We start from the raw sequence: 20,367 nt of genomic DNA on the forward strand, positions 1-20,367 counted from the left end.
ACCGGGGGCATCCGATCGGACCATCTGTATGCTCGCCGCCATGCCACCCACTCCCGACGCCTCCGCGCCGGGCCCCGCCCTGCCCGACCGGGGCCGGGCCGACGCCTGCCCCGGCGCGCTGCGCCTGCACCGGGCCGACGACGGCGCGCTCGCCCGGGTCCGGGTGCCCGGCGGACTGCTGACGGCCGCTCAGGCACTGGTCCTGGCCGAGGCCGCCGAGCAGCTCGGCGACGGGCAGCTGGAGACCACCTCGCGCGGCAACGTCCAGCTGCGCGGCCTCGGTTCGGACGCCGGCGCCGAGCTGGGCGCCCGGCTGCGCGCGGCCGGACTGTTGCCGTCCGACACGCACGAGCGGGTCCGCAACATCGTCGCCTCGCCGCTGGCCGGCCTCGACGGCCGCGGCCACGCCGACGTCCAGGCCTGGGTGCGCGAACTCGACCACCGGCTGTGCGCCGGCGGCTGGGCCGCCGCGCTGAGCGGCAAGTTCCTGTTCGCGCTGGACGACGGGCGCGGCGACGTGGCCGCCCTCGATGCCGATGTGACATTGATCGCAAGGCCCGGCGGCGCGGCCCTGCTGCGCCTGGGCCGTGCCGCCACCGCCCGGCCGGTTCCCGCCGGCGGCGCGGTGGACGCGGCCCTCGCCGCCGCCCGCGACTTCCTGGCCGCGCTGGCGGCCGCCGGCCGTACCGCCTGGCACCTGCGCGAGGCACCCGACCTGCTCGACCCCGGCCCGCTGGAGCTGCCCGCACCGGCCGGGCCGCACCCGCCGGCCGGCGTGCTGCCCGGCGGCCTGTCGGTCGGCCTGCGGTTCGGCCGGGCCGACGCCGGACAGTGGCGGCTGCTGGCCGAGGCGGCCGCGGACGGCCTGCGGGTGACCCCCTGGCGCGGTGTGGTGCTGCCCGGCGCGGCGGCCGGGTGGCTGCCCCGGCTGGCCGAGGCCGGACTGCGCACCGAACCGGGCTCGCCCTGGGAGCGCGCCAGCGCCTGCACCGGAACGCCCGGCTGCGCCAAGTCGCTGGCCGACGTGCGCGCCGACGCGGCGGCGGCCCTGGACGCGGCGGAGCAGCCGGGGGTGCCGGTGCACTGGTCCGGCTGCGGGCGGCGCTGCGGACACCCGGGCGGAACCTGGGTGGACGTGCTCGCCACGGGGCAGGGCTACCGGGTGACCCGGGGCGAGGCCTCGGCGGAAGTGACGACGCAAGAGATGGCCGAGGCGGTCGCCGAGGCCCGGAGGATGACGTGATCGAGTACGAGAAGGACGGCGCCGAGATCTACCGGCAGTCCTTTGCCACCATCCGGGCCGAGGCCGACCTGGCCGGCCTGGCCGCCGACGTGGCCCAGGTCGCGGTGCGGATGATCCACGCCTGCGGCATGACCGACCTGGTCGAGGACCTGGTGTACTCGCCGGGCGTGGTGGCCCGCGCCCGCGAGGCGCTGCGCGCCGGGGCGCCGATCCTGTGCGACGTGAACATGGTGGCCAGCGGGGTCACCCGCAAGCGGCTGCCGGCCGGCAACGAGGTGATCTGCACCCTGGCCGACCCCTCGGTGCCCGAGCTGGCCGCGAAGCTGGGCAACACCCGCAGCGCCGCCGCGATGGAGCTGTGGCTGCCGCACCTGGAGGGCGCGGTGGTCGCCGTCGGCAACGCGCCGACCTCGCTGTTCCGGCTGCTGGAGATGGTGGCCGCCGGTGCCCCGCGGCCGGCCGCGGTGATCGGTGTCCCGGTCGGGTTCATCGGCGCCGCCGAGTCCAAGCAGGCCCTGGCCGAGCACCCGGCGGGCCTGGAGCACCTGGTGGTGCGCGGCCGCCGCGGCGGCAGCGCGATGGCCGCCGCCGCCATCAACGCGATTGCGAGCGAAGTGGAATGACGGACCGTCAGACAGGCCGCCTGTACGGTGTCGGGCTCGGCCCCGGCGACCCGGAGCTGGTCACCGTCAAGGCCGCCGCACTGATCGGCAAGGCCGACGTGGTGGCGTACCACAGCGCCCGGCACGGCCGCTCGATCGCCCGCTCGATCGCCGAGCCCTACCTGACGGCCGGACAGATCGAGGAGAAGCTGGTCTATCCGCTGACCGTGGAGAGCACCGACCACCCCGGCGGCTACCGCGGTGCGCTGGACGAGTTCTACGAGCAGGCCGCCGCCCGGCTGGCCGCCCACCTGGACGCCGGCCGCGACGTGGTGGTGCTCGCCGAGGGCGATCCGCTGTTCTACGGCTCGTACCAGCACATGCACAAGCGCCTCGCCGACCGCTACCCGACCGAGGTGGTGCCCGGCGTGACCTCGGTGAGCGCCGCCGCGGCCCGGCTGGGCCGGCCGCTGGTGGAGGCCGAGGAGACGCTGACGATCATCCCGGGCACCCTGCCCGAGGAGGAGCTGACGGCCCGGCTGGCCGCCGCCGACTCGGCCGTGGTGATGAAGCTCGGCCGCACCTTCCCGGCGGTGCGCCGGGCGCTCGAGCGGGCCGGGCGGCTCGAGGACGCGCAGTACGTCGAGCGGGCCACCATGCCGGGTGAGCGCACCGCGCCGCTGGCCGGGGTGGACCCGGAGTCGGTGCCGTACTTCTCGGTCGCCGTGCTGCCCAGCCGGATCGACCGGGTGGCGGCCGAACGGCCCGCCGGCCAGGGCGAGGTGGTGGTGGTCGGCACCGGCCCCGCCGGGCCGCTGTGGCTCACCCCCGAGGCGCGCGGCGTGCTGGCGGGCGCCACCGACCTGGTCGGCTACACCACCTACCTGGACCGGGTGCCGGTGCGCCCCGGCCAGCAGCGGCACGGCTCCGACAACAAGGTGGAGGCCGAACGGGCCGAGTTCGCGCTCGACCTGGCCCGGCGGGGCCACCGGGTCGCGGTGGTCTCCTCGGGCGATCCGGGGGTGTTCGCGATGGCCACCGCCGTCCTGGAGGCCGCCTGCGCCGAGCCGTACCGCTCGGTGCCGGTGCGGATCGTCCCCGGGATGACGGCCGCGCACGCCGCCGCCTCCCGGGCGGGCGCCCCGCTCGGCCACGACTACGCGGTGGTCTCGCTCTCCGACCGGCTCAAGCCCTGGGAGGTGGTCGCCCGGCGGCTGGCCGCGGCCGCCGCCGCCGACCTGGTGCTCGCCCTGTACAACCCGGGGTCGAAGAGCCGTACCACGCAGGTCGGGCTGGCCCGTGACCTGCTGCTGGAGCACCGCGCGCCGGACACCCCCGTGGTGCTGGCCCGCGACGTCGGCGGCCCGACCGAGCGGGTGCGGACGGTGCGGCTGGCGGACCTCGACCCGGCCGAGGTCGACATGCGGACCATCCTGCTGATCGGCTCCTCGCAGACCCAGGCCGTCGCGCGCGACAACGGCACCGAGGTGGTCTGGACCCCGCGCCGCTACCCGCCGGCCTGACGGGCGGGGCGCAGCCGTACCGGAGCCCCGGACCGCCGATCGCTGGATCGGCGGCCCGGGGCTCCGCGCGGTCCGGGGCGCTCCTGTGTGCGGGCCGTGCTCAGGCGGCGCAGAACTCGTTGCCCTCGGGGTCCTGCATGATCCACCAGTGTCCGGCCGGCCCCTGGTCGTGCTCGCGGACCCGGGTCGCCCCCAGCGCCTCCAGCCGGGCCACCAGTTCGTCGAGCCGGCCGCGCTCACCGTGGATGTCGATGTGCAGCCGGTTCTTGACGGTCTTGGGCTCGGGCACGTCCTGGAACAGCAGCCGGCGGCCCCGGCCGATGCCGCTCACCTCGTCGTACGGGTCGTCGGGGTGGCGGATCGCGGCGTACCCGCGGAAGATCCGGTGGCCGTTGTGCTCGGTGACCGCCTCCTCGGGCAGCTGCCCGGCGGCCAGCAGGCGGTCGATCAGCGCGCTCGGGTCCTCGACCCGGTACCCGAGGGCGGCGGCCCAGAAGTCCGCGAGCGCGGGGGCGTCGGCGGTGTCGATGACCAGTTTCCAGTCCAGAGTCATGCCACCGGTTCTATGGGCTGCCGGGCCGCGCCCGCAACCCGGGAGTGCGGGCGGGCGACGGCAGGGGCCGGCGACGGCTCGGGGCTCAGTGCCAGTCGGCGGCGTTCAACTGCTCCAGGTGCCAGTCCGGGAAGAGCACGAACACCGAGACCAGGCGCGGCTTGAGCTCGGGGTTGAGGTCCTGCACGATCTTCGCGGTGAGACCGGCGCAGAGGGCGGCACGGTTGAGGTTGAGCGCCGGGCCGTTGTAGAGGCACGGGTTGTCGCACGCGTCCAGGAAGACCCCGACCTGCTTCGTGGGGTAGGCGGCCAGCTTGCCGGTGACACCGGCGTAGAGGCTGTTGACCAGGTCCGCGGTGGTCTTGGTGCCACCGACCTTGAGGGTGTCGGCGACCTCGGTGCACAGGTCGTAGAACGCCCCGGGGTCCAGGCCCGGGTTGGCCGGACACCTGCCGCGGACCGCGAAGTCGGGCTTGAGCGCGATGTCGTCGAACGGCCAGGGCAGGAACTCGGTGTGGCCGTGCAGCCAGAGCGCCTTGGCGGCGATGAGTTCCAGGGCGGCGGTGTAGCTCGGCAGCGGGAAGGCGCTCGGCAGCCGGAAGCCGCCGTTCTGCTGGACCAGGGCCGGCACGTTGGCGATCTTGACCGGGTCGACGAGAGCGTCGTTCATCGCGATCAGCAGGCTCTTGGCGGCGCCCGGCGTGGCATGCGGGTCCAGCAGGGAGGCCACGAAGGCGTTGGCCATCCCGGCCAGCGGCGGGTGGTTCGCGAGGGCCCCCTTGAACAGGGAGTTCGTCGGCCCCAGCGCGCTGTTGCCGTTGCGGATCGACGGGATCTCGGCCTGCCACTCACCGGGCCACTGCGGGACGGCAGTCGTCATCTGCACCAGCTCATCTCTGCTGTCGACGGGTACGGGCGCACCACGTCGGCACCCCCGGGAACGAGGCTCGCCGAGATCTGACGGAGCGTCAATCGCTGTTTGTGCGTAGCTGTTCGGCCGGCCGTCGGCCTGTCGCCGGCGTGCGCCGCCGCGCGGCCCGGACGGGCCTGCTCGCGGCACCAGGTGCTGTCCTGGCGGTCGCGAGCGTAGTCGGCCGGCGAGTGCCGCTGCGGTGGCGGTGCCGGGGTGGATGCGGTGCCCGGCCCGACGGGAGGATGCCTCGGGCGGTCCGGGCGTAGCGGTCCGGGCGGGTGGGCGATGGGTCATCATGGGTGCGAGCACGGGGGCGGGTCCGGGCGCCGCCGGGTCCGGGCGGCGGGGGAGGGGTGAGGCTGATGGGTCTGGCCGGGCGCGCGCGCATGCCGATCGACGGCCGCGCCGTCGCGCGCAGCCGCCGCCCCCGGAGCCTGGCGCAGGCGCTCTTCCGCGGGTGTTTCACGGCGGAGGAGGAAATCGTCCGGGAGCTGCTGCAGGAGTTGCCGCCCGATGCCCGGTACGTCTCGTTCAACAGCCACCGCGGCAGGGCCACCGGCGCCGACCTGCTCTGGTGGTGGGTGGAGCCCGGTGGGCGGGGGTTCGGCTGCCTGGTCCAGACGCGGAGCCTCGCCTGCCACGCCGGTCTGTGGCGGATCGGCTCGGACCGCCGGGCCGACCCGGACTCCCAGCTCACCCGGCTGCTGTACACCGCCGAGCACCTGGAGGTCCCGGCCGCGCTGCTGCTCCACACCGGGCCCGAGGAGGCCGCCGACGCCGCGGCCACCGCGGCCACCCCTCTCGGCGCCGTCACCGCCGTCACCGCCGCCGCGGCGCTGCTGCCCGCCGTGGCCGTCCGCGCCGCCCTGCGCCTCCGCGCGGCCGAGGCGGAGGCCGCCGGTCTGCGGTTCGGTGGCCTCGACGGGCCCGGGCTGCTGGCCGGCGCCGTGCCCTTCGCCCCGCTCCTCGCCCGCGGCGCCGGGCCGTGCCCGCCCGTCGCGACCGACGCCGAGCTCGCCGGTCAGGGGGTGCACCCGCGGCTGCGCGGGTTGCTGACCGCACCGCAGTCCGGCGCGGGCGCGGTCGCCCGGCGCCTGCACGACACCCTGCGCGAGTACCGTCCGTGTGCCGGCCGGGCCGCCGACGGCGTCACCCTGCTCGACGGACCCGGCCCGATGACGCGGTTCCACCACACCGCCCACCTGCGCCACGTCGCCGCCGGGCTGCGGCCCGCGGTGCCCGGCTACGTCCACCGGGCGCTCGCCGGGCACGGCCCGGCTCAGCTCGCCCGCCACGTCGCGGGCCTGGTCGTCGTCCCCGTGTGACACCTCACGCCACCACCCGCACCGGCCGTTGCCCACCCGTAGGTACGGCAGCAGCCGTTCCCGCTCCGCGTCCGACGGATCACCGCGCTTCTCCGCGCCCCGGGCCTGGACCATCACGCCGGATCAGGCTCCGTCACACGGTCGGCCGGGCAGCTCCTAGTTGGGTGAGCTCTCCGCCGGGCCGAGCAGGTGCGGGAGGGAGCGGTTGTGCCGGAGCAGCCAGGCCAGGTAGGTGGGGTTGGCGCGGGCGAGGTCGAGGTAGGCGGTGCGCAGGTCGGTGTAGAGGGCGTCCAGGGTGGGGGTGGTGAGGGTGTCGGTGCGCCAGGTGAGCAGGAGGCGGACGCCGAGCGGGTCGCCGTGCAGGGGGCGGACCACGGTGCCGGGGACGGGGGCCGAGGTGGGCTGGCAGGGGCGGACGGCCTCGCCGGAGGCGACCAGTTCGGCCGCGGTGGCGTTGTCGCGGACCTGGAGGACCCGGGGGTCGAGCCCGGCGGCGGAGAAGGCCCGCCGCATGGCGGCGTACTCGTGGTCGGCCGTCGGGTCGACCATCCAGGTGTCCTCGGCGAGGTCGGCCAGCCGTACCACGGGCTGGGTGGCCGCCGGGTGGCGGACCGACATCGCGAGGAACTGCGGCTCGCGGTCGAGCAGGACGCGGTGCTCGGTGCCGGCCGGGATCCTGAGCGGGAAGCCCTCGCTCTCGTGTACGAAGGCGGTGTCCAGCTGCTCGGTGGCGATCATGCGGAGCAGGGCGATGGCGGAGATGTCGACGTGGATGGTGGTGTCGGTGTCGGGTAACCGGTCGTGGACCTTGCGCAGCCAGGCCGGTACGGCGCGGCTGCCGACGCTGCCGATCCGCAGCTTGAGCTGCTCGGCGCCGACCGCCTCCTGCCGGGCGGCGGCGACCAGGGTGGCCATCTCGCCGATGATGGGCCGGGCCCGGGAGAGCACCGAGTGACCGAGCGCGGTGGGGTGACTGCCGGTCTGCTGACGGGTGAACAGGGCGCCACCGATGGTGCGTTCGATGCGGTGCAGCTGGGTGGAGAGGGCGGGTTGGGTCATGCCGAGCTGCAGTGCCGCCTTGCGCACGCTGCCGGTGTCCGCGATGGCGCACAGCACGCGCAGGTGTCTCACGTCGAGCTCCACAGCCGGAGCATAACCAGATGGCCAAGTCTTTGCCAGGGCCATGTCATGGAATGGAATCCCGGGTGACACCCGGTGACAGCTCGTGACATGTGGGGATATTCCCGCGCGTTATCACCGGACTGACATCGTGCGTCGGCTCGCGGAGCTGGACGAAGCTCTCTGCTGTCACCACTTCACCGGTGCTCCGCGGCGCCCCCAACCGCCGTGGAACTCGCGAACGGAGTTCCCCCACATGAAGCGTTCCGTCCTGTCGCTCACCGCTGCCGTCGGCCTCGCGCTCGCCGCCGGCCTGGCCGCCACGCCCGCCACCGCCGCGACCTCCGACACGGCTCCCCAGCAGGGCTACGTCGCGTCCTCGTACACCGGCTCGGCCGAGGAGGCGGCCAACAACCAGGCGTTCTACCAGGCGGTGATGAAGTCGGCGCTGGCCAAGAAGGCCGCCAACCCGTTCCTCCAGACCGTCACCGTGACCTACGACGCCAGCAGCGCGCCGACCTTCCGCAGCCAGATAGCCAGCAGCGCTTCGATCTGGAACGGCTCGGTGCGCAACGTGCAGCTGCGCAGCGGTACCAACGCCGACTTCCGCTACTACGAGGGCAACGACTCGCGCGGCTCGTACGCCAGCACCGACGGCCACGGCCGCGGGTACGTCTTCCTCGACTACGCGCAGAACCGCCAGTACTACTCGGTCCGCGTGGTGGCGCACGAGACCGGCCACGTGCTCGGCCTGCCGGACCACTACTCCGGCCCGTGCAGCGAGCTGATGTCCGGTGGCGGGCCGGGCACCTCGTGCACCAACGCGTACCCGAACACCGCGGAGAAGAACCGGGTCAACTCGCTCTGGGTGAACGGCCTGACGGCGGCCGTCGCGGCCGGCTGACCGGTCGCCGCGCTGGACCCGGCCCCGAAAACGGCTACCGCCGGGGCCGGGTCCTCGCACTACCATCCGGTTCCATGACCACCCATCACGCCATACTCGAGGACGCGCTCACCCGGATCACCACGGGCTACGTGTTCCCCGACCGCGCCGCCGAGGCCGAGGCCGAGATCCGCCGCCGCCTCGCCGCCGGCGAGTACGAGGGACTGGCCGTCCCCGACCTGTGCACCGCCGTCACCGGACACCTGCAGCAGGTCTGCCCCGACAAGCACCTGCGGCTGATGTGGCGCGAGGAGCCGCAGCCGATGGAGGAGGACGAGGACGCGGACGCCGCCTTCTCGGCGCTCTGCCGCTCCGAGAACCAGGGCGTGCGCCGGGTCGAGCGGCTGGACGGCAACATCGGCTACCTGGACCTGCGGCTGATCGCCACCCCGGCCGACGGCGCCGAGATGTTCGCCGCCGCGATGCGGCTGGTGGCCGGCACCGACGCGCTCGTCATCGACCTGCGCCACAACCGCGGCGGCTCGCCGGAGGGCGTCGCCCTGTGGTGCAGCTACTTCTTCGCCGACGGCGAGGTGCACCTGAACGACGTCTACGAGCGGACCACCGGACGCACCCGCCAGTTCTGGACCTCCGGCCACCTTCCGGCGCCGCGCTACCTGGACCGGCCGGTGCGGGTACTGACCAGCGCGACCACCTTCTCCGGCGGTGAGGAGCTCGCCTACAACCTGAAGGTGCAGCAGCGGGCCACCCTGATCGGCGAGACCACCAGGGGCGGCGCGCACCCCACCGAGTGGTACCCGCTCACCCCGCATGTCACCGTCACCGTGCCGACCTCCCGTTCGATCAACCCGATCACCGGCACCAACTGGGAGGGCGTCGGCGTCGTTCCGGATGTGGCCGTCCCGGCGGAGCTGGCACTGGAGACGGCGCTGAAGGGGCTGGCGGCGGAGTTGGCCTGACCGATCGCAGATGACAGATGATGAAATCTGTCATCTGTCGACGGTTATCCATGTGCTGTCATCCGATATCCGGCCCCTGACGGCTGACGGCTGACGGCTGACGGCTGACGGCTGACGGCTGACGGCTGACGGCTGACGGCCGGCGTCCGGCGTTCGACGTTCGACGTCCGATCTTGGCCCGCGGCCGCCGTCCCCGCCCCGCCCTCAGCTGCCGTCGGCCGCGGGGTCGGGGGCGGGGGCCGCGTCCCCGGCGGACACCCGCTCGGCGTCGCCGAAGCGGGCCAGCATCAGCACGCCCGCCACGGCGACCACGAAGCCCGCGACCGCCGCCGGGACGGCTCCCGTCCGGGTGCGGTCCCCGAGCACCAGGACCCCGACGGCGGCCGGCCCGACCGTCTCGGTGATCACCATGGCCGCCGTCGCCGCGGTCACCGAGCCCTTCTCGACGGCCGCCGTCAGTGCCACGAACCCGCCGATCCCGCCGATCGCGACCGCGTACGCGGACGGTTCGGTGAACAGATGCCCGACGTCGAGCGAGGGCAGCACCCGCACCGCGACCCCCACCAGGCCGAACTCGAGTCCGGCGACCAGCCCGAGCACGGTGGCCCGGGAGCCGGCCGGGAGGCGGCCCGCCGCCCAGGTCGCGCCCAGCAGGCCCACCGCCGCCACCAGCGTGACGACCCGCAGGGTCAGGTCGCCCTTTCCGCTGCCCTCGCGCCCGGCGGTGACGGCCAGTACGGCCAGTCCGGCGGAGACCGCGAGCACCGCCGTCCACTCGATCCGCCGCAGCCGGACCCGGAGCAGAGCTGCCGCGCCGACGGCCGTCACGGCCAGCGCGGAGGAGAGCATCGCCTCGACGACGTACAGCGGGAGCCGCTCCAGCGCGACCAGTTCGGCGGCGAAGCTGAGCACGTCCAGCACCACACCGGCGAGGAACGGCCACTGCCGGACCGCGCCCACCAGCGCCGCTGCCCCGGCGCCGGCGGCGGCCGCATCGCGCCCGCGGGCGGCCCGGCGGGTGCCGAGTGCCTCCAGCACCGTCGCCAGGCCGGCGAGGAGTGCGGCGACCAGCGCCCAGATCACCCCGAGTGACATGGTCCAGAGGCTATGGCCTGGCCGGCCGATCCCGGCGGACCAGCGCGGCCGTTCGCAGCCCGTTCGAGGCCCGGCCCGGCCTGCCCGCCTGGCCCGGTCCGCCCGTTCAAGGCCCGGCCGCCCGGCCGCCCGGCCGCCCGGGCTCAGCGGGCGGCGGCGAGCCAGGCGACGGCGGATGCGACGTCCGGGACGGCCGGGACGCCGGCCGGTGGCTCGGGGCGGCGGATCACCACCACGGGCAGGCCCAGTTCACGGGCGGCGGTCAGCTTGGGCGCGGTGGCGGCGCCGCCGCTGTCCTTGGTGACCAGGACGTCGATCCGGTGGGTGCGCAGGACGGCCCGTTCGCCGTCCAGGGTGAACGGGCCGCGGTCGAGCAGGATCTCGGTGTGCGGCGGCAGCGGCGGCTCCGGGGCGTCCACCGAGCGGGCCAGGAAGAAGAGGCCGGTCAGGTGGGCGAAGGCGGCCAGGCTCTGCCGGCCGGTGGTCAGCATGATCCGGCGCCCGAGCGCGGGCAGCGCGTCGGCGGCCTCCGCCGGCGACCCGACCGGGTGCCAGCGGTCCCCGGCGACCGGCTGGAAGCCCGGGCGGCGCAGTGCCAGCAGCGGCACCCCGGTGCGGGCGGCGGCCTCGGCCGCGTTGCGGCTGATCCCCTCGGCGAACGGGTGGGTGGCGTCGACCACCGCGTCCACCCGGTGCTCGCGCAGCCAGGCGGCCAGCCCGGCCGGGCCGCCGAAGCCGCCGATCCGTACCTCCCCGGCGGGCAGCCGCGGCTGCGCCACCCGGCCCGCCAGCGAACTGGTCACCCGCAGACCCGGGTCGGCCGTCCCACCGGCCGTGGACCCGGCCGCCCGCACGGACCCGGCCGCCGCCCCGGGCACGGACCCGGGCACCGACCCAGGCGCCGCCCCGGCCACCAGCGCGGCCGCGAGCTGCCGGGCCTCGGTGGTCCCGCCGAGGATCAGGAGGTGGCGGGGCATCAGGCGCAGGGCTCGTGCGGGCGCTCCCGCTCGGCCGAGTAGAGGTGGCTGTCCCGGAACTGCTCGGCCCCCAGCGTGCGCCCGACCAGGATGACGGCGGTCCGCAGCACCCCGGCCTCCTTCACCTGGCCGGCGATGTCGCCGAGGGTGCCGCGCAGCACCAGCTCGTCCGGGCGGCTGGCCATCGCCACCACGGCGGCCGGGCAGTCGGCGCCGTAGTGCGGCAGCAGCTCCTCGACCACGCTCTCCACGTACCGGGTCGCCAGGTGCAGCACCAGCAGGGCGCCGCTGCGGCCGAGGGTGGCCAGGTCCTCGCCCTCGGGCATCGGGGTGGCCTGCCGGGCGACCCGGGTGAGGATCACCGTCTGGCCGACCGTCGGGACCGTCAGCTCCCGCTTCAGCGCCGCCGCCGCGGCCGCGAACGCGGGCACGCCGGGCACCACCTCGTACGGGATGCCGGCCGCGTCCAGGCGGCGCATCTGCTCGGCCACCGCGCTGAACACCGAGGGGTCGCCGGAGTGCAGCCGGGCCACGTCCTGGCCGCGTCCGTGGGCCGCGGTCATCTCGGCGACGATCTGGTCCAGGTTGAGCTGCGCGGTGTCGACCAGCCGGGCGTCCGGCGGGCACTCGGCCAGCAGCTCGCGCGGTACCAGGCTGCCCGCGTACAGGCACACCCCGCAGGCCGCCAGGGTGCGCTGGCCGCGCACGGTGATCAGGTCGGCGGCGCCGGGGCCGGCCCCGATGAAGTAGACGGTCACTGCTGCTCTCCCTGCTCTCCCTGTTCCGAAGCGTTCTCGTCCCCGGTCGGCGGCTTGACCACCGACCACTGGGTGACCGGCATCGCCTGCCGCCAGCCGGTGAAGCCGCCCACCGGTACCGCGTGCGCCACCGCGAGCCGCAGCAGCTCCCCGCCGTGCCGCCGGTACCACTGCGTGAGCAGGGCCTCCGACTCCAGCGTCACGGTGTTGGCGACCAGCCGTCCGCCCGCCGGGAGCGCCGCCCAGCAGGCCTCCAGCAGCCCGGGTGCGGTCAGCCCGCCGCCGATGAACACGGCGTCCGGGGCGGGCAGCCCGGCCAGCGCGGCGGGCGCGGGGCCGGTCACCACCTGGAGGCGGGGCACGCCGAGGGCGGCGGCGTTGCGGGTGATCCGCCCGGCCCGGGCCGGGTCGCGTTCCACGCTGACGGCGCGGCAGCTGCGGTGGGCGCGCAGCCACTCGATGCCGATCGAGCCGGAGCCGCCGCCGATGTCCCAGAGCAGTTCGCCGGGCGCGGGGGCGAGCGAGGCGAGGGTGGCCGCGCGGACGTGCCGCTTGGTGAGCTGGCCGTCGCTCTCGTACGCGGCGTCCGGCCGCCCGGGCACCAGCTGGGCGCGGAGCGTGCCGGGTTCGGCCGCGCAGTCGACGGCGATGACGTTGAGGGGGTCGCCGGGCGGGTGCGGCCAGTGGGCGGCGGTGCCCTCCAGCTGCCGTTCGGCGGGGGAGCCCAGCTGCTCCAGCACGCGCAGCCGGCTCGGCCCGTAGCCGCGTTCGGTGAGCAGCGCGGCGACCTGGGCGGGGGTGCGGGCCCCGGCGCTGAGCACCAGGACGGTGCGGCCGGGGTAGAGGGCGGCGGTGAGTGAGTCCGGCGGGCGGCCGACCAGGGTGACCACGTCGGTGTCCTCGACGGGCAGGCCGAGGCGGGCGCAGGCGTGGCTGACGGAGGAGGGGTGCGGCAGCACCCGCAGCGCGTCCGGTCCGGCGAGCTCGGCCAGGGTGCGGCCGATGCCGTAGAACATCGGGTCGCCGCTGGCGAGGACGGCCAGGCGGCGGCCGCGGTGGTCGGCCAGCAGCCCGGGGACGGCGGGGCGCAGCGGCGAGGGCCAGGGGAGCCGTTCGGCGGTCACCTCGGCGGGCAGCAGGTCGAGTTGGCGCGGCCCGCCGATCACCACCTCGGCGTCCTCGAGCGCCCGCCGTGACGCTTCGGCGAGGCCCGGCCAGCCGTCGGCCCCGATCCCGACCACGGTGATCGCCGGGACCGGAACGGAAGCGCTGGTCGAGGCGCTGGTCAAGGGGGACTCCTCGCAGGTCGGACGGGCTGGCAGGCAGCCTACCGGGGCCCGCGGAGCGGCGGGCCGGGGCGGGGCGTGACGCTGCTCTCGCGGTGGGCGGGGCGGGTGGCCGCCCGGCCCCGGGCGGCCGGTGGGCGGCCCGGGCTCCCGCTGCGGCTGCCTCGCCGTCGCCGCTCGCCGTCGCCGCTCGCCGTCGCGGCGAACGGTGTTCCGTTGGTGATCCGTTGGTGGCCCGCAGGAAGCTTCGAGCAGGCCGCCGAACAGGGCGGCCGGATCGCCGGTGGGCTGTCGTCCGGCCGGTGCGGATGGTGAGAGGAGCGGACGATGACGAAGCCGACGGGGAAGTCCGGGCGGGTGGCGCGGGCAGGCGGCGGGGTGTCGGGGGACTCGATCTGGACCTGACCGCGCCTCGGCGCCGCGCAGGGGACGGGGGTCTCGGCGCGGCGCCCGGCCGGGCCGGTCCGACGGTGTGGCCGACGGTGTTCGGGCCGGCCGGCGGTCAGGCCGGCAGTCCGGAGCGGGCGGCCGGAGCGGTGGGCCCGACGACGGTGTGCCCGCAGGCGGTGCGCGCGGCGGCCGCCACCTCGTCGAGCTGCGCCCGGACGGCGACCGCCTGCCAGGCGGCGGCCCGCTCGGCGAGCACGTCGACGACGGCGCGGGCCTCCAGGACCGCCGTCTCGGCCTCCTCGGTCCGGGCCAGCCGGGTGAGTGCGAGGGCGAGCCGCGAGAGCGCCATGCCTTCGCAGAACCGGTCACCGATGTAGCGGGCGAGCATCACGGACTCCTGGAACGGGGCGACGGCCTCGGCGTCGCGGCCGAGTCCGCTCAGCGCGGCGCCCTTGGTGACCAGGGTGTTGGCGTCGCCGGGGAGTTCGTTGAACTCCCGGCCGGCCCGCAGGGCCCGGTCGCTGTAGTCCAGCGACTCGGCGTACCGCCCCAGCTCCAACTCGATCAGGGCCAGGTTGGCCAGGACCGTGGCCTCGCGCTTGCGCAGTTCCGGCGGCCCGACGAAGGCCAGCGCCTGGAGGAAGGCCGCACGCGCCTGCTCGCGCTGCCCGGTGCGGCGGTACACCAGGCCGATGGTGCAGGTGCTGGACATCTGGCCCGGGACGTCGCCGGTCTCCTGGCGGATCCGCAGCGCGGCGCGGAGCAGGTGCAGCGCCTCCGGCCAGCGTTCCAGCTGCATGAACGCCGCGCCCCGGGCGGTCAGTACGGTGGACTCGCCGGCCGGATCGCCCGCCGCGCGGGAACCGGCCAGCCCGGCCTCGGTGATGTCCAGCCAGTCCTGCCAGCGGCCCATCAGGTTGAGGTACGCCCAGGCGAATCCGGGCAGCAGCCAGCAGGTCCGGTGGAAGCCGTGCTCGGTGGCAGCGGCGGTGGCGCGGACCAGGTTGGTGCGTTCTGTCTCGCACCACTGCACGGCGTCCTGGAAGTGCCGGAAGCCGTGCGGGCGGTGGCCGGGCTGCGGGACCGGCGGTTCGGGCCGGGCGGCGCCGGGGAACAGGACGGCGTCCGCCTCGACCAGGCTGTCCAGGTACCAGCCGGTGACCCGGCCGACGGCGGCCCGGCGGCGTCCGGGGGGCTCCTCGGCGGCGGCGCGCTCCGTGGCGAAGTCCCGGAGCAGGTCGTGCAGGCGGTAGCGCTCCGGCGCGACGCTCTCCAGCAGGCAGGCGTCGACCAGTTCCTCCAGCGCGTCCTCGACCCGCTCCGCCGGGCGGTCCAGCAGCGCGGCGGCCGCGCGCAGGCTGATCTCCGGGCCGGGCGCCAGCCCGAGCAGCCGGAACGCCAGCGCCGGGTGGATCTCCTCCGAGCCCTGCGGGGAGGCGAGTTGGGCGTAGCTCATCTGGAAGGTGGCGCGGACGGCGAGGTCCTCGACCCGCAGTTCGTCCAGCCGGCGGGTGTGGTCGGCGAGCCGGTCGGCGAGGGTGGACACGCTCCACGACGTCCGGCCGGCCAGGCGGGCGGCGGCGATCCGCAGGGCCAGCGGCAGTCCGGCGCAGTGGGCCACCACCCGGGCGGTGGCGGCGGGTTCGGCGGCGGTGCGGTCGTGGCCCGCGAGGGCGGCGAACAGCTCGTGCGCGTCCGCGTCGGCCAGCGTGGACAGCCCGAGGTGGACGGCGCCGGCCAGGCCGCCGAGCCGGCGCCGTGAGGTGATCAGCACCGCGCAGCCCGCGGAGCCCGGCAGCAGGGGTCTGACCTGGGCGGCGTCCCGGGCGTTGTCGAGGACGACCAGCACCCGGCGGTCGGCGAGCAGGCTGCGGTACCGGGCGGCGCGGGAGTCCTCGGAGGCGGGGATCCGGTCCTCGGGTTCGCCGAGGTCGCGCAGCAGGCAGGCGAGGACGTCGCTCGGTGTGGCGGGGGTGGCCTGCACTCCGCGCAGGTCCATGTACAGCTGGCCGTCGGGGAAGCCGGCGGCGGCCCGGTGGGCGCTGTGCACGGCCAGCGTGGTCTTGCCGAGGCCGCCGGCGCCGCTGACCGAGACCACGCCGAGCGGGCCGCCGCCCGGTGCCGGCGTCAGCAGGTCGAGGAGTTGCCGTACCTGGCTCTGCCGGCCGGTGAAGTCGGCTATGTCACGCGGGAGTTGGGCGGGCGGCCGGTAGGGCGCGGGGCCCGGGGGCGGGGTCGGGGGCGTGGCGGGGTGGGTCAGGATCTCGTGGTAGGCGGCCTGCGCCTCGGCGCCGGGCTCGACGCCCAGCTCCTCGACCAGCCGGCGGCGCAGCCGGTGGTAGACGGCCAGTGCCTCGCTCTGCCGTCCGCAGCGGTGCAGGGCGAGCATCAGCTGGCGCTGGAAGCTCTCCAGCAGCGGGTGCTCGGCGGCCGGCCCGGCCAGTTCGGGGAGCAGGGCGGCGTGTCCGCCGGCCCGCAGCTCGGCCTCGAACCGCCACTCCAGGGCCTGCAGCCGGCCCTGCCGCCAGCGTTCCACCGTGGGCCGGGCGGCCGTGTCGGCCTCCTCGGCCAGCACCACCCCGGTCAGGGGTTCGCCGCGCCACAGGGCGAGTGCCGCCGTGGCCCGTTCGCCGACCGTGGGCCAGTCGTCGCGGCGCCGGGCCGCGTCGGCGGCCCGCAGCAGGTCGGTGAAGTGGGTGCCGTCCAGTTCCTCGGCGCCGACCTCGATCAGGTAACCCGGCGGCGCGGCGCGCAGCCGGAGGCCGCCCGCGGGTCCGAGGGCGCGGCGCAGCCGGGTCACGTGGTTGTGCACCGAGGAGGTGGCGCTGGCCGGGGGCCGTTCGCCCCACAGGGCGGCCTTGATCCGGTCCAGCGGCACGGTGCGGTTGGCGTCGAGCAGCAGGACCGTCAGCAGGGCGAGGTTCTTCGGCGCGCCGAGTGCGAGCGCGTGGCCGGTGTCGTCGTGCGCGGTCACCGGGCCGAGCAGACCGAACCGCATCCCACGTCCCTCCCGCACCCCGGCTCCCGATCCGGGCCATGGTAGCCGCGGCCCGGGCCCGGCCGGCGGTCAGGCCCGGTCCGTGGTCGGGGTGGTGGCCGGTCCGGCGCCGGACCAGCGCCGGACCGGGGCGGGGCGGCGGCCGGGGTCAGCCGGTGGCCGGGGGCCGGTGCGGATCGGGGTGCCGGTCCGTGGCCGGGTGCAGGGCCGCTTCGGCCTCGGCCAGGATGTCGGCGGCCGTCGCGACCTGGGATCCGGTGAGCCGGCCGGCCGCGGCCCGGGCCACGTCGAAGGCGGCCGAGGCCTCGTCGGGCCGCCCGAGCCCGAGCAGGGCGATGGCCAGGTAGGCGTGGCCGACGGCCTCGGTGAACGGGACGCCGATGGTGGCGCCGCTGTCGATGGCGGACCTGAGCGCGGGCACCGCCAGCTCGGGGTTGCCCATCCGCAGGTGGGTGACACCGAGGGAGGTGTAGGTCTCGGAGTTGGCCGCGGGCTCGCCGAGTTCCCTGCTGAGCCGTACCGACTCCCCGAGGCACCGCAGCGCCTCGGGGTAGTGGCCGAGTTCCAGTTCGGCGCCGCCGAGGTTGGTGAGCACCATCTTCTCGTGGTTCCTGGTGTCCGGGGAGCCGGCGAGTTCCAGCGCCTGCAGGAAGTACTCCCTGGCCTCCGCGTTCCGTTTCTGGATCCTCATCAGGATGCCGAGGTTGTTGGTGGTGGCCATCTGGCCGGCCACGTCGCCGTCGGCCCGCCGGATCGCCAGCGCCGCCGTGAAGTTCTCCTGCGCCGGGGGCCACTCCCCGACCTGGACGTAGGCCGCGCCCCGGATGGTGAGCATCAGCGACTCGGCGGCGCTGTCGCCCGCGCTGCGGGCGGCGGCCAGGCCGACCGTGCTGGTGGTCAGCCAGTCCTGCAGATGGCTGCGGTGGGTGAGGTAGGACCAGCCGTGGCCGGGGATCCGCCAGGCGATGTGGGGGAACCCGTGCCGTGCGGCGGCCTCGGTGGCGCCGACCAGGTTGACCCGTTCGGTGTCGCACCAGCGCAGCGCGTCCGGGACCCCGGCGAAGCCGTGCGGCCGGTACCCGGGGTCCTCGGGCAGGCGCTCCGGCCGTCTGAGGGTGGGGAAGATGACGGCGTCGGCCTCGACGAGGCTGTCGAGGTACCAGCGGACCACCCGGCCGACGGCGTCCCGGCCGGCGTCCGCGCCCTCCTCGGCCTCGGCCCGTTCCGCGGCGAAGTCCCGGAGCAGGTCGTGCAGGCGGTAGCGGTCCGGGCCGGTGCTGTCGAGCAGGCTGACGTCGACCAGGTGCTCCAGCAGCTGCTCGGTGCGGTCGAGCGGCCGGCCCAGCAGGGCCGCGGCGGCGCGCAGGCCGATGTCCACGCCCGGTGCCAGTCCGAGCAGCCGGAACGCCCGGGCGGGCCCGAGGTCGTCCGGGGCGTCGGGACCGTCCGGGCCGTCGGGGGCCCGCAGCTGGGCGTAGCTCATCAGGAAGCTCGCCCGGACGGCGAGGTCCTCGACCCGCAGTTCGTCCAGCCGGCGGCTGTGGTCGGCGAGCCGGTCGGCGAGCGTCGCCACCTGCCAGGAGGGGCGTCCGGCGAGGCGGGCGGCGGCGATCCGCAGGGCCAGCGGGAGGCCCGCGCAGTGGCGCACCACCTCGGCGGTGGCCTCCGGTTCGGCGGCCGCCCGCTCGGGACCGGCGATGGCGGCGAAGAGCTCGTGGGCGTCCCGGTCACCGAGGGTGGAGAGGTCCAGGTGGACGGCGCCCGCGAGGCCGGGCAGTCTGCGCCGGGCGGTCACCAGCGCCGCGCAGCCCGCCGAGCCCGGCAGCAGCGGGGCGACCTGGGCGGTGTCGCGGGCGTTGTCGAGGACGACCAGCACCCGCAGGTCGGCCAGCAGGCTGCGGTAGCGGGCGGTGCGGGCCTCCCCGGTCGCCGGGATCTCGTGCTCGGGGGTGCCCAGCTCCCGCAGGAAGCCGGCCAGTACCTCGCCGGGGTCGGCGGGGGAGTGGTGGACGCCGCGGAGGTCGACGTACAGCTGCCCGTCCGGGAAGCCGCCGGCGATCCGGTGCGCGGCGCGGACGGCCAGCGTGGTCTTTCCGACACCGCCGGGTCCGCTGACGGCCGCCACCCGCAGGACGCCGGGTCCGGGTGGGTCGGTGGGGGCGAGCAGGGCGGACAGCCAGTCCAGCTGGTCGCCGCGGCCGGTGAAGTCGAGGATGTCCCGGGGGAGTTGGGCGGGTGCGCCGGGGCCCGGGGCGGGTGCCGGATCGTCCTCGGGCGGGGCGAGGATCTCCCGGTGGGCGGCCCGGGCGTCCACGCCGGGTTCGACGCCGAGCTCCGTCACCAGCCGCTTGCGCAGCTGCTGGAACACCGCGAGCGCCTCGGCCTGCCGTCCGGAGCGGTGCAGCGCGAGCATCAGCTGCCGGTGGAAGCCCTCCCGCAGCGGGTGCTCGGCCGCCAGTGCGGTCAGCTCGGCGACCAGGGCGCTGTGCTCCCCGTCGCGCAGTTCGGCCTCCAGTCGCCACTCCAGTACCTGGAGCCGTGACTGCCGCCACTGTTCCAGCTCCGGTTCGACCTGCGCCGCCGCGTGCTCGGCGAGCTGGACGCCGGTCAGCGGATCGCCGCGCCACAGCGCGAGGGCGGCGCGCGAGCGCCTGCCGACGGCGGCCCAGTCGCCCCGGCGGCGGGCGGCGTCCGCCGCCCGGACCAGGCCGGTGAAGACCAGTGCGTCGACCTCCTGCTCGTCGGCCTCGATCCGGTAGCCCCGCTGGTCGGCGCGCAGCCGCGCCGCGCCCTCGTCGCCGAGGGCGCGGCGCAGCCGGGTCACGTGGTTGTGGACCGAGGCGGTCGCGCTCGCGGGCGGGTGATCGCCCCAGAGTGCGGACTTCACGGTGTCCAGCGACACCGCACGGTTGGCCCGCAGCAGCAGAATCGCCAGCAGCGCGCGGTTCTTCGGTGCGCCGAGCGGGAGTTCGCGCCCGTCCGGGTCGTGCACCGTGAGCGCCCCGAGCAGGCCGAACCGCATCCCGTGTCCCCCGTTCCCCGCGCGGCCGGGCCCGGCCCGCCGCCGTTCGTGTCCGGCGACATGCTAGTGCCGCGTCGGGCGGCCGACGGGGCGAAGGCTGCCCGACGCGGCACGGGGGCCGGTCCGGCCGTGCGGCGGTCAGGCCTGCCAGTGCGGCTTGCCGCTGACCATCCGGCAGTAGATCATCCGGCCGCCGGCGTCGTGGGTGGAGCGGCCGAGGTCGGCGTCGCGGCAGAACTGGCCGGCCTTGTAGCAGTTGCCCGCGTTGGAGACGATCTCGCAGCCGGCCGGGGCCGGGGCGGGTTCGCTGGTGCGGGGCGGTTCGGGGGCCTTGGTGGTGGTCTTCGGCGCGGGCGTGGTGGTCCTCGGTGCCGCGGGCCTGGTGGTGGTGACGGCGGCCGGGGGTGCGGGCGGCGGGACGTTCGCCGCGGCGGCCTCGGTGACGGTCGGCGTCGGGCTCGGCGTCGGGCTCGGCGTCGGCGTCGGCGTCGGGTCCGGGGCGGCGCCGGTGACGGCCGCGGCCGCGGCGGCGGCGCTGGTGGAGACGGCGGGCGCGGGCGCGCCGCCGGTGTCCGAGGGGTCGCAGCCGGTCAGGGCGAAGGCGGCGGCCAGCGCCAGGGCGGCGAGGCCGGCGAGCTGCCGGTGGCGGCTGCGGGTGGACGAGGGCATGGCGGTGGAAGGCTCCGTTCCGGCGGGGGTG

General features: G+C 76.1%; 16 protein-coding genes. 6 read left to right on the forward strand and 10 right to left on the reverse strand.

Features of this window, described 5'->3' with window-relative positions:
* Nucleotides 1-40 precede the first annotated feature (40 nt).
* From AC2TEW_RS23905 to AC2TEW_RS23915, 3 genes are read left to right on the forward strand one after another with little or no spacing between them, the layout of a single operon-like run.
* Entirely contained in the window at nucleotides 41-1,243 is a 1,203-nt protein-coding gene (locus AC2TEW_RS23905) for a ferredoxin-like domain-containing protein (RefSeq protein WP_484625386.1), read from the forward strand.
* Nucleotides 1,240-1,866 carry a precorrin-8X methylmutase gene (locus tag AC2TEW_RS23910; RefSeq protein WP_484625387.1) on the forward strand — a complete coding sequence of 209 codons (627 nt, stop codon included), beginning with the start codon at nucleotides 1,240-1,242 and terminating at the stop codon, nucleotides 1,864-1,866. The genes AC2TEW_RS23905 and AC2TEW_RS23910 overlap by 4 nt, the downstream gene beginning before the upstream one ends.
* A complete protein-coding gene (locus AC2TEW_RS23915; RefSeq protein ID WP_484625388.1) occupies nucleotides 1,863-3,368 on the forward strand; it encodes a precorrin-2 C(20)-methyltransferase in 1,506 nt (501 codons plus the stop codon). The genes AC2TEW_RS23910 and AC2TEW_RS23915 overlap by 4 nt, the downstream gene beginning before the upstream one ends.
* 100 nt (nucleotides 3,369-3,468) lie before the next feature.
* Here the strand turns inward: AC2TEW_RS23915 and AC2TEW_RS23920 are convergent, their stop codons facing one another.
* Both AC2TEW_RS23920 and AC2TEW_RS23925 read right to left on the reverse strand, forming a co-directional pair.
* Nucleotides 3,469-3,921, reverse strand: coding sequence for a VOC family protein (locus AC2TEW_RS23920; protein ID WP_484625389.1), 453 nt, complete (start codon nucleotides 3,919-3,921; stop codon nucleotides 3,469-3,471).
* Nucleotides 3,922-4,006: 85 nt separating this feature from the next.
* On the reverse strand, nucleotides 4,007-4,801 hold the full coding sequence (locus tag AC2TEW_RS23925; RefSeq protein WP_484625390.1) for a hypothetical protein: 795 nt from the start codon (nucleotides 4,799-4,801) through the stop codon (nucleotides 4,007-4,009).
* A 386-nt stretch (nucleotides 4,802-5,187) separates the two neighbouring features.
* Between AC2TEW_RS23925 and AC2TEW_RS23930 the strand changes: the two genes are divergently transcribed.
* Nucleotides 5,188-6,159 carry a hypothetical protein gene (locus AC2TEW_RS23930; protein WP_484625391.1) on the forward strand — a complete coding sequence of 324 codons (972 nt, stop codon included), beginning with the start codon at nucleotides 5,188-5,190 and terminating at the stop codon, nucleotides 6,157-6,159.
* 156 nt (nucleotides 6,160-6,315) lie between these two features.
* On the opposite strand, the gene AC2TEW_RS23935 is transcribed toward AC2TEW_RS23930, so the two are convergent.
* Entirely contained in the window at nucleotides 6,316-7,344 is a 1,029-nt protein-coding gene (locus tag AC2TEW_RS23935; protein ID WP_484625392.1) for a LysR family transcriptional regulator, read from the reverse strand.
* A gap of 190 nt (nucleotides 7,345-7,534) precedes the next feature.
* Here AC2TEW_RS23935 and snpA point away from each other — a divergent pair, with 190 nt between their 5' ends.
* Entirely contained in the window at nucleotides 7,535-8,182 is a 648-nt protein-coding gene (gene snpA, locus AC2TEW_RS23940) for a snapalysin (protein WP_484625393.1), read from the forward strand.
* 74 nt (nucleotides 8,183-8,256) lie between these two features.
* Nucleotides 8,257-9,141 carry a S41 family peptidase gene (locus AC2TEW_RS23945; protein WP_484625394.1) on the forward strand — a complete coding sequence of 295 codons (885 nt, stop codon included), beginning with the start codon at nucleotides 8,257-8,259 and terminating at the stop codon, nucleotides 9,139-9,141.
* Nucleotides 9,142-9,345: 204 nt separating this feature from the next.
* Here the strand turns inward: AC2TEW_RS23945 and AC2TEW_RS23950 are convergent, their stop codons facing one another.
* The 7 genes from AC2TEW_RS23950 to AC2TEW_RS23980 form a co-directional block, all read right to left on the reverse strand.
* Nucleotides 9,346-10,236 carry a DMT family protein gene (locus tag AC2TEW_RS23950; RefSeq protein WP_484625395.1) on the reverse strand — a complete coding sequence of 297 codons (891 nt, stop codon included), beginning with the start codon at nucleotides 10,234-10,236 and terminating at the stop codon, nucleotides 9,346-9,348.
* A 143-nt stretch (nucleotides 10,237-10,379) separates the two neighbouring features.
* Complete coding sequence (locus AC2TEW_RS23955; protein ID WP_484625396.1) at nucleotides 10,380-11,213, reverse strand: cobalt-precorrin-6A reductase; 834 nt, start codon at nucleotides 11,211-11,213, stop codon at nucleotides 10,380-10,382.
* Nucleotides 11,213-11,971 carry a precorrin-4 C(11)-methyltransferase gene (cobM, locus tag AC2TEW_RS23960; protein WP_033822637.1) on the reverse strand — a complete coding sequence of 253 codons (759 nt, stop codon included), beginning with the start codon at nucleotides 11,969-11,971 and terminating at the stop codon, nucleotides 11,213-11,215. The genes AC2TEW_RS23955 and cobM overlap by 1 nt, the downstream gene beginning before the upstream one ends.
* Nucleotides 11,968-13,260 carry a precorrin-6y C5,15-methyltransferase (decarboxylating) subunit CbiE gene (gene cbiE, locus AC2TEW_RS23965; protein WP_484625397.1) on the reverse strand — a complete coding sequence of 431 codons (1,293 nt, stop codon included), beginning with the start codon at nucleotides 13,258-13,260 and terminating at the stop codon, nucleotides 11,968-11,970. Before cbiE ends, cobM begins: the two co-directional genes overlap by 4 nt.
* 499 nt (nucleotides 13,261-13,759) lie before the next feature.
* Nucleotides 13,760-16,645 carry an AfsR/SARP family transcriptional regulator gene (locus AC2TEW_RS23970; protein WP_484625398.1) on the reverse strand — a complete coding sequence of 962 codons (2,886 nt, stop codon included), beginning with the start codon at nucleotides 16,643-16,645 and terminating at the stop codon, nucleotides 13,760-13,762.
* A 148-nt stretch (nucleotides 16,646-16,793) separates the two neighbouring features.
* Nucleotides 16,794-19,667, reverse strand: coding sequence for an AfsR/SARP family transcriptional regulator (locus AC2TEW_RS23975; RefSeq protein ID WP_484625399.1), 2,874 nt, complete (start codon nucleotides 19,665-19,667; stop codon nucleotides 16,794-16,796).
* Between the two features lie 138 nt (nucleotides 19,668-19,805).
* The gene (locus AC2TEW_RS23980) at nucleotides 19,806-20,336 is read right to left on the reverse strand and encodes a hypothetical protein (protein ID WP_484625400.1); all 531 of its coding nucleotides are present in this window, start codon (nucleotides 20,334-20,336) and stop codon (nucleotides 19,806-19,808) included.
* Between the last annotated feature and the right edge of the window lie 31 nt (nucleotides 20,337-20,367).

The sequence above is a fragment of the Kitasatospora sp. NEAU-CNBT7 genome (genome assembly GCF_057220535.1).

Bases quoted from the DNA above. Each gene is read 5' to 3' on its own strand.
- AC2TEW_RS23975 (WP_484625399.1), bottom strand. From the start codon at position 19,667: ATGCGGTTCGGCCTGCTCGGGGCGCTCACGGTGCACGACCCGGACGGG.
- AC2TEW_RS23945 (WP_484625394.1), top strand. From the start codon at position 8,257: ATGACCACCCATCACGCCATACTCGAGGACGCGCTCACCCGGATCACC.
- AC2TEW_RS23915 (WP_484625388.1), top strand. From the start codon at position 1,863: ATGACGGACCGTCAGACAGGCCGCCTGTACGGTGTCGGGCTCGGCCCC.
- snpA (WP_484625393.1), top strand. From the start codon at position 7,535: ATGAAGCGTTCCGTCCTGTCGCTCACCGCTGCCGTCGGCCTCGCGCTC.
- AC2TEW_RS23950 (WP_484625395.1), bottom strand. From the start codon at position 10,236: ATGTCACTCGGGGTGATCTGGGCGCTGGTCGCCGCACTCCTCGCCGGC.
- AC2TEW_RS23970 (WP_484625398.1), bottom strand. From the start codon at position 16,645: ATGCGGTTCGGTCTGCTCGGCCCGGTGACCGCGCACGACGACACCGGC.
- AC2TEW_RS23905 (WP_484625386.1), top strand. From the start codon at position 41: ATGCCACCCACTCCCGACGCCTCCGCGCCGGGCCCCGCCCTGCCCGAC.
- AC2TEW_RS23935 (WP_484625392.1), bottom strand. From the start codon at position 7,344: ATGGCCCTGGCAAAGACTTGGCCATCTGGTTATGCTCCGGCTGTGGAG.
- AC2TEW_RS23925 (WP_484625390.1), bottom strand. From the start codon at position 4,801: ATGACGACTGCCGTCCCGCAGTGGCCCGGTGAGTGGCAGGCCGAGATC.
- AC2TEW_RS23955 (WP_484625396.1), bottom strand. From the start codon at position 11,213: ATGCCCCGCCACCTCCTGATCCTCGGCGGGACCACCGAGGCCCGGCAG.
- AC2TEW_RS23980 (WP_484625400.1), bottom strand. From the start codon at position 20,336: ATGCCCTCGTCCACCCGCAGCCGCCACCGGCAGCTCGCCGGCCTCGCC.
- AC2TEW_RS23920 (WP_484625389.1), bottom strand. From the start codon at position 3,921: ATGACTCTGGACTGGAAACTGGTCATCGACACCGCCGACGCCCCCGCG.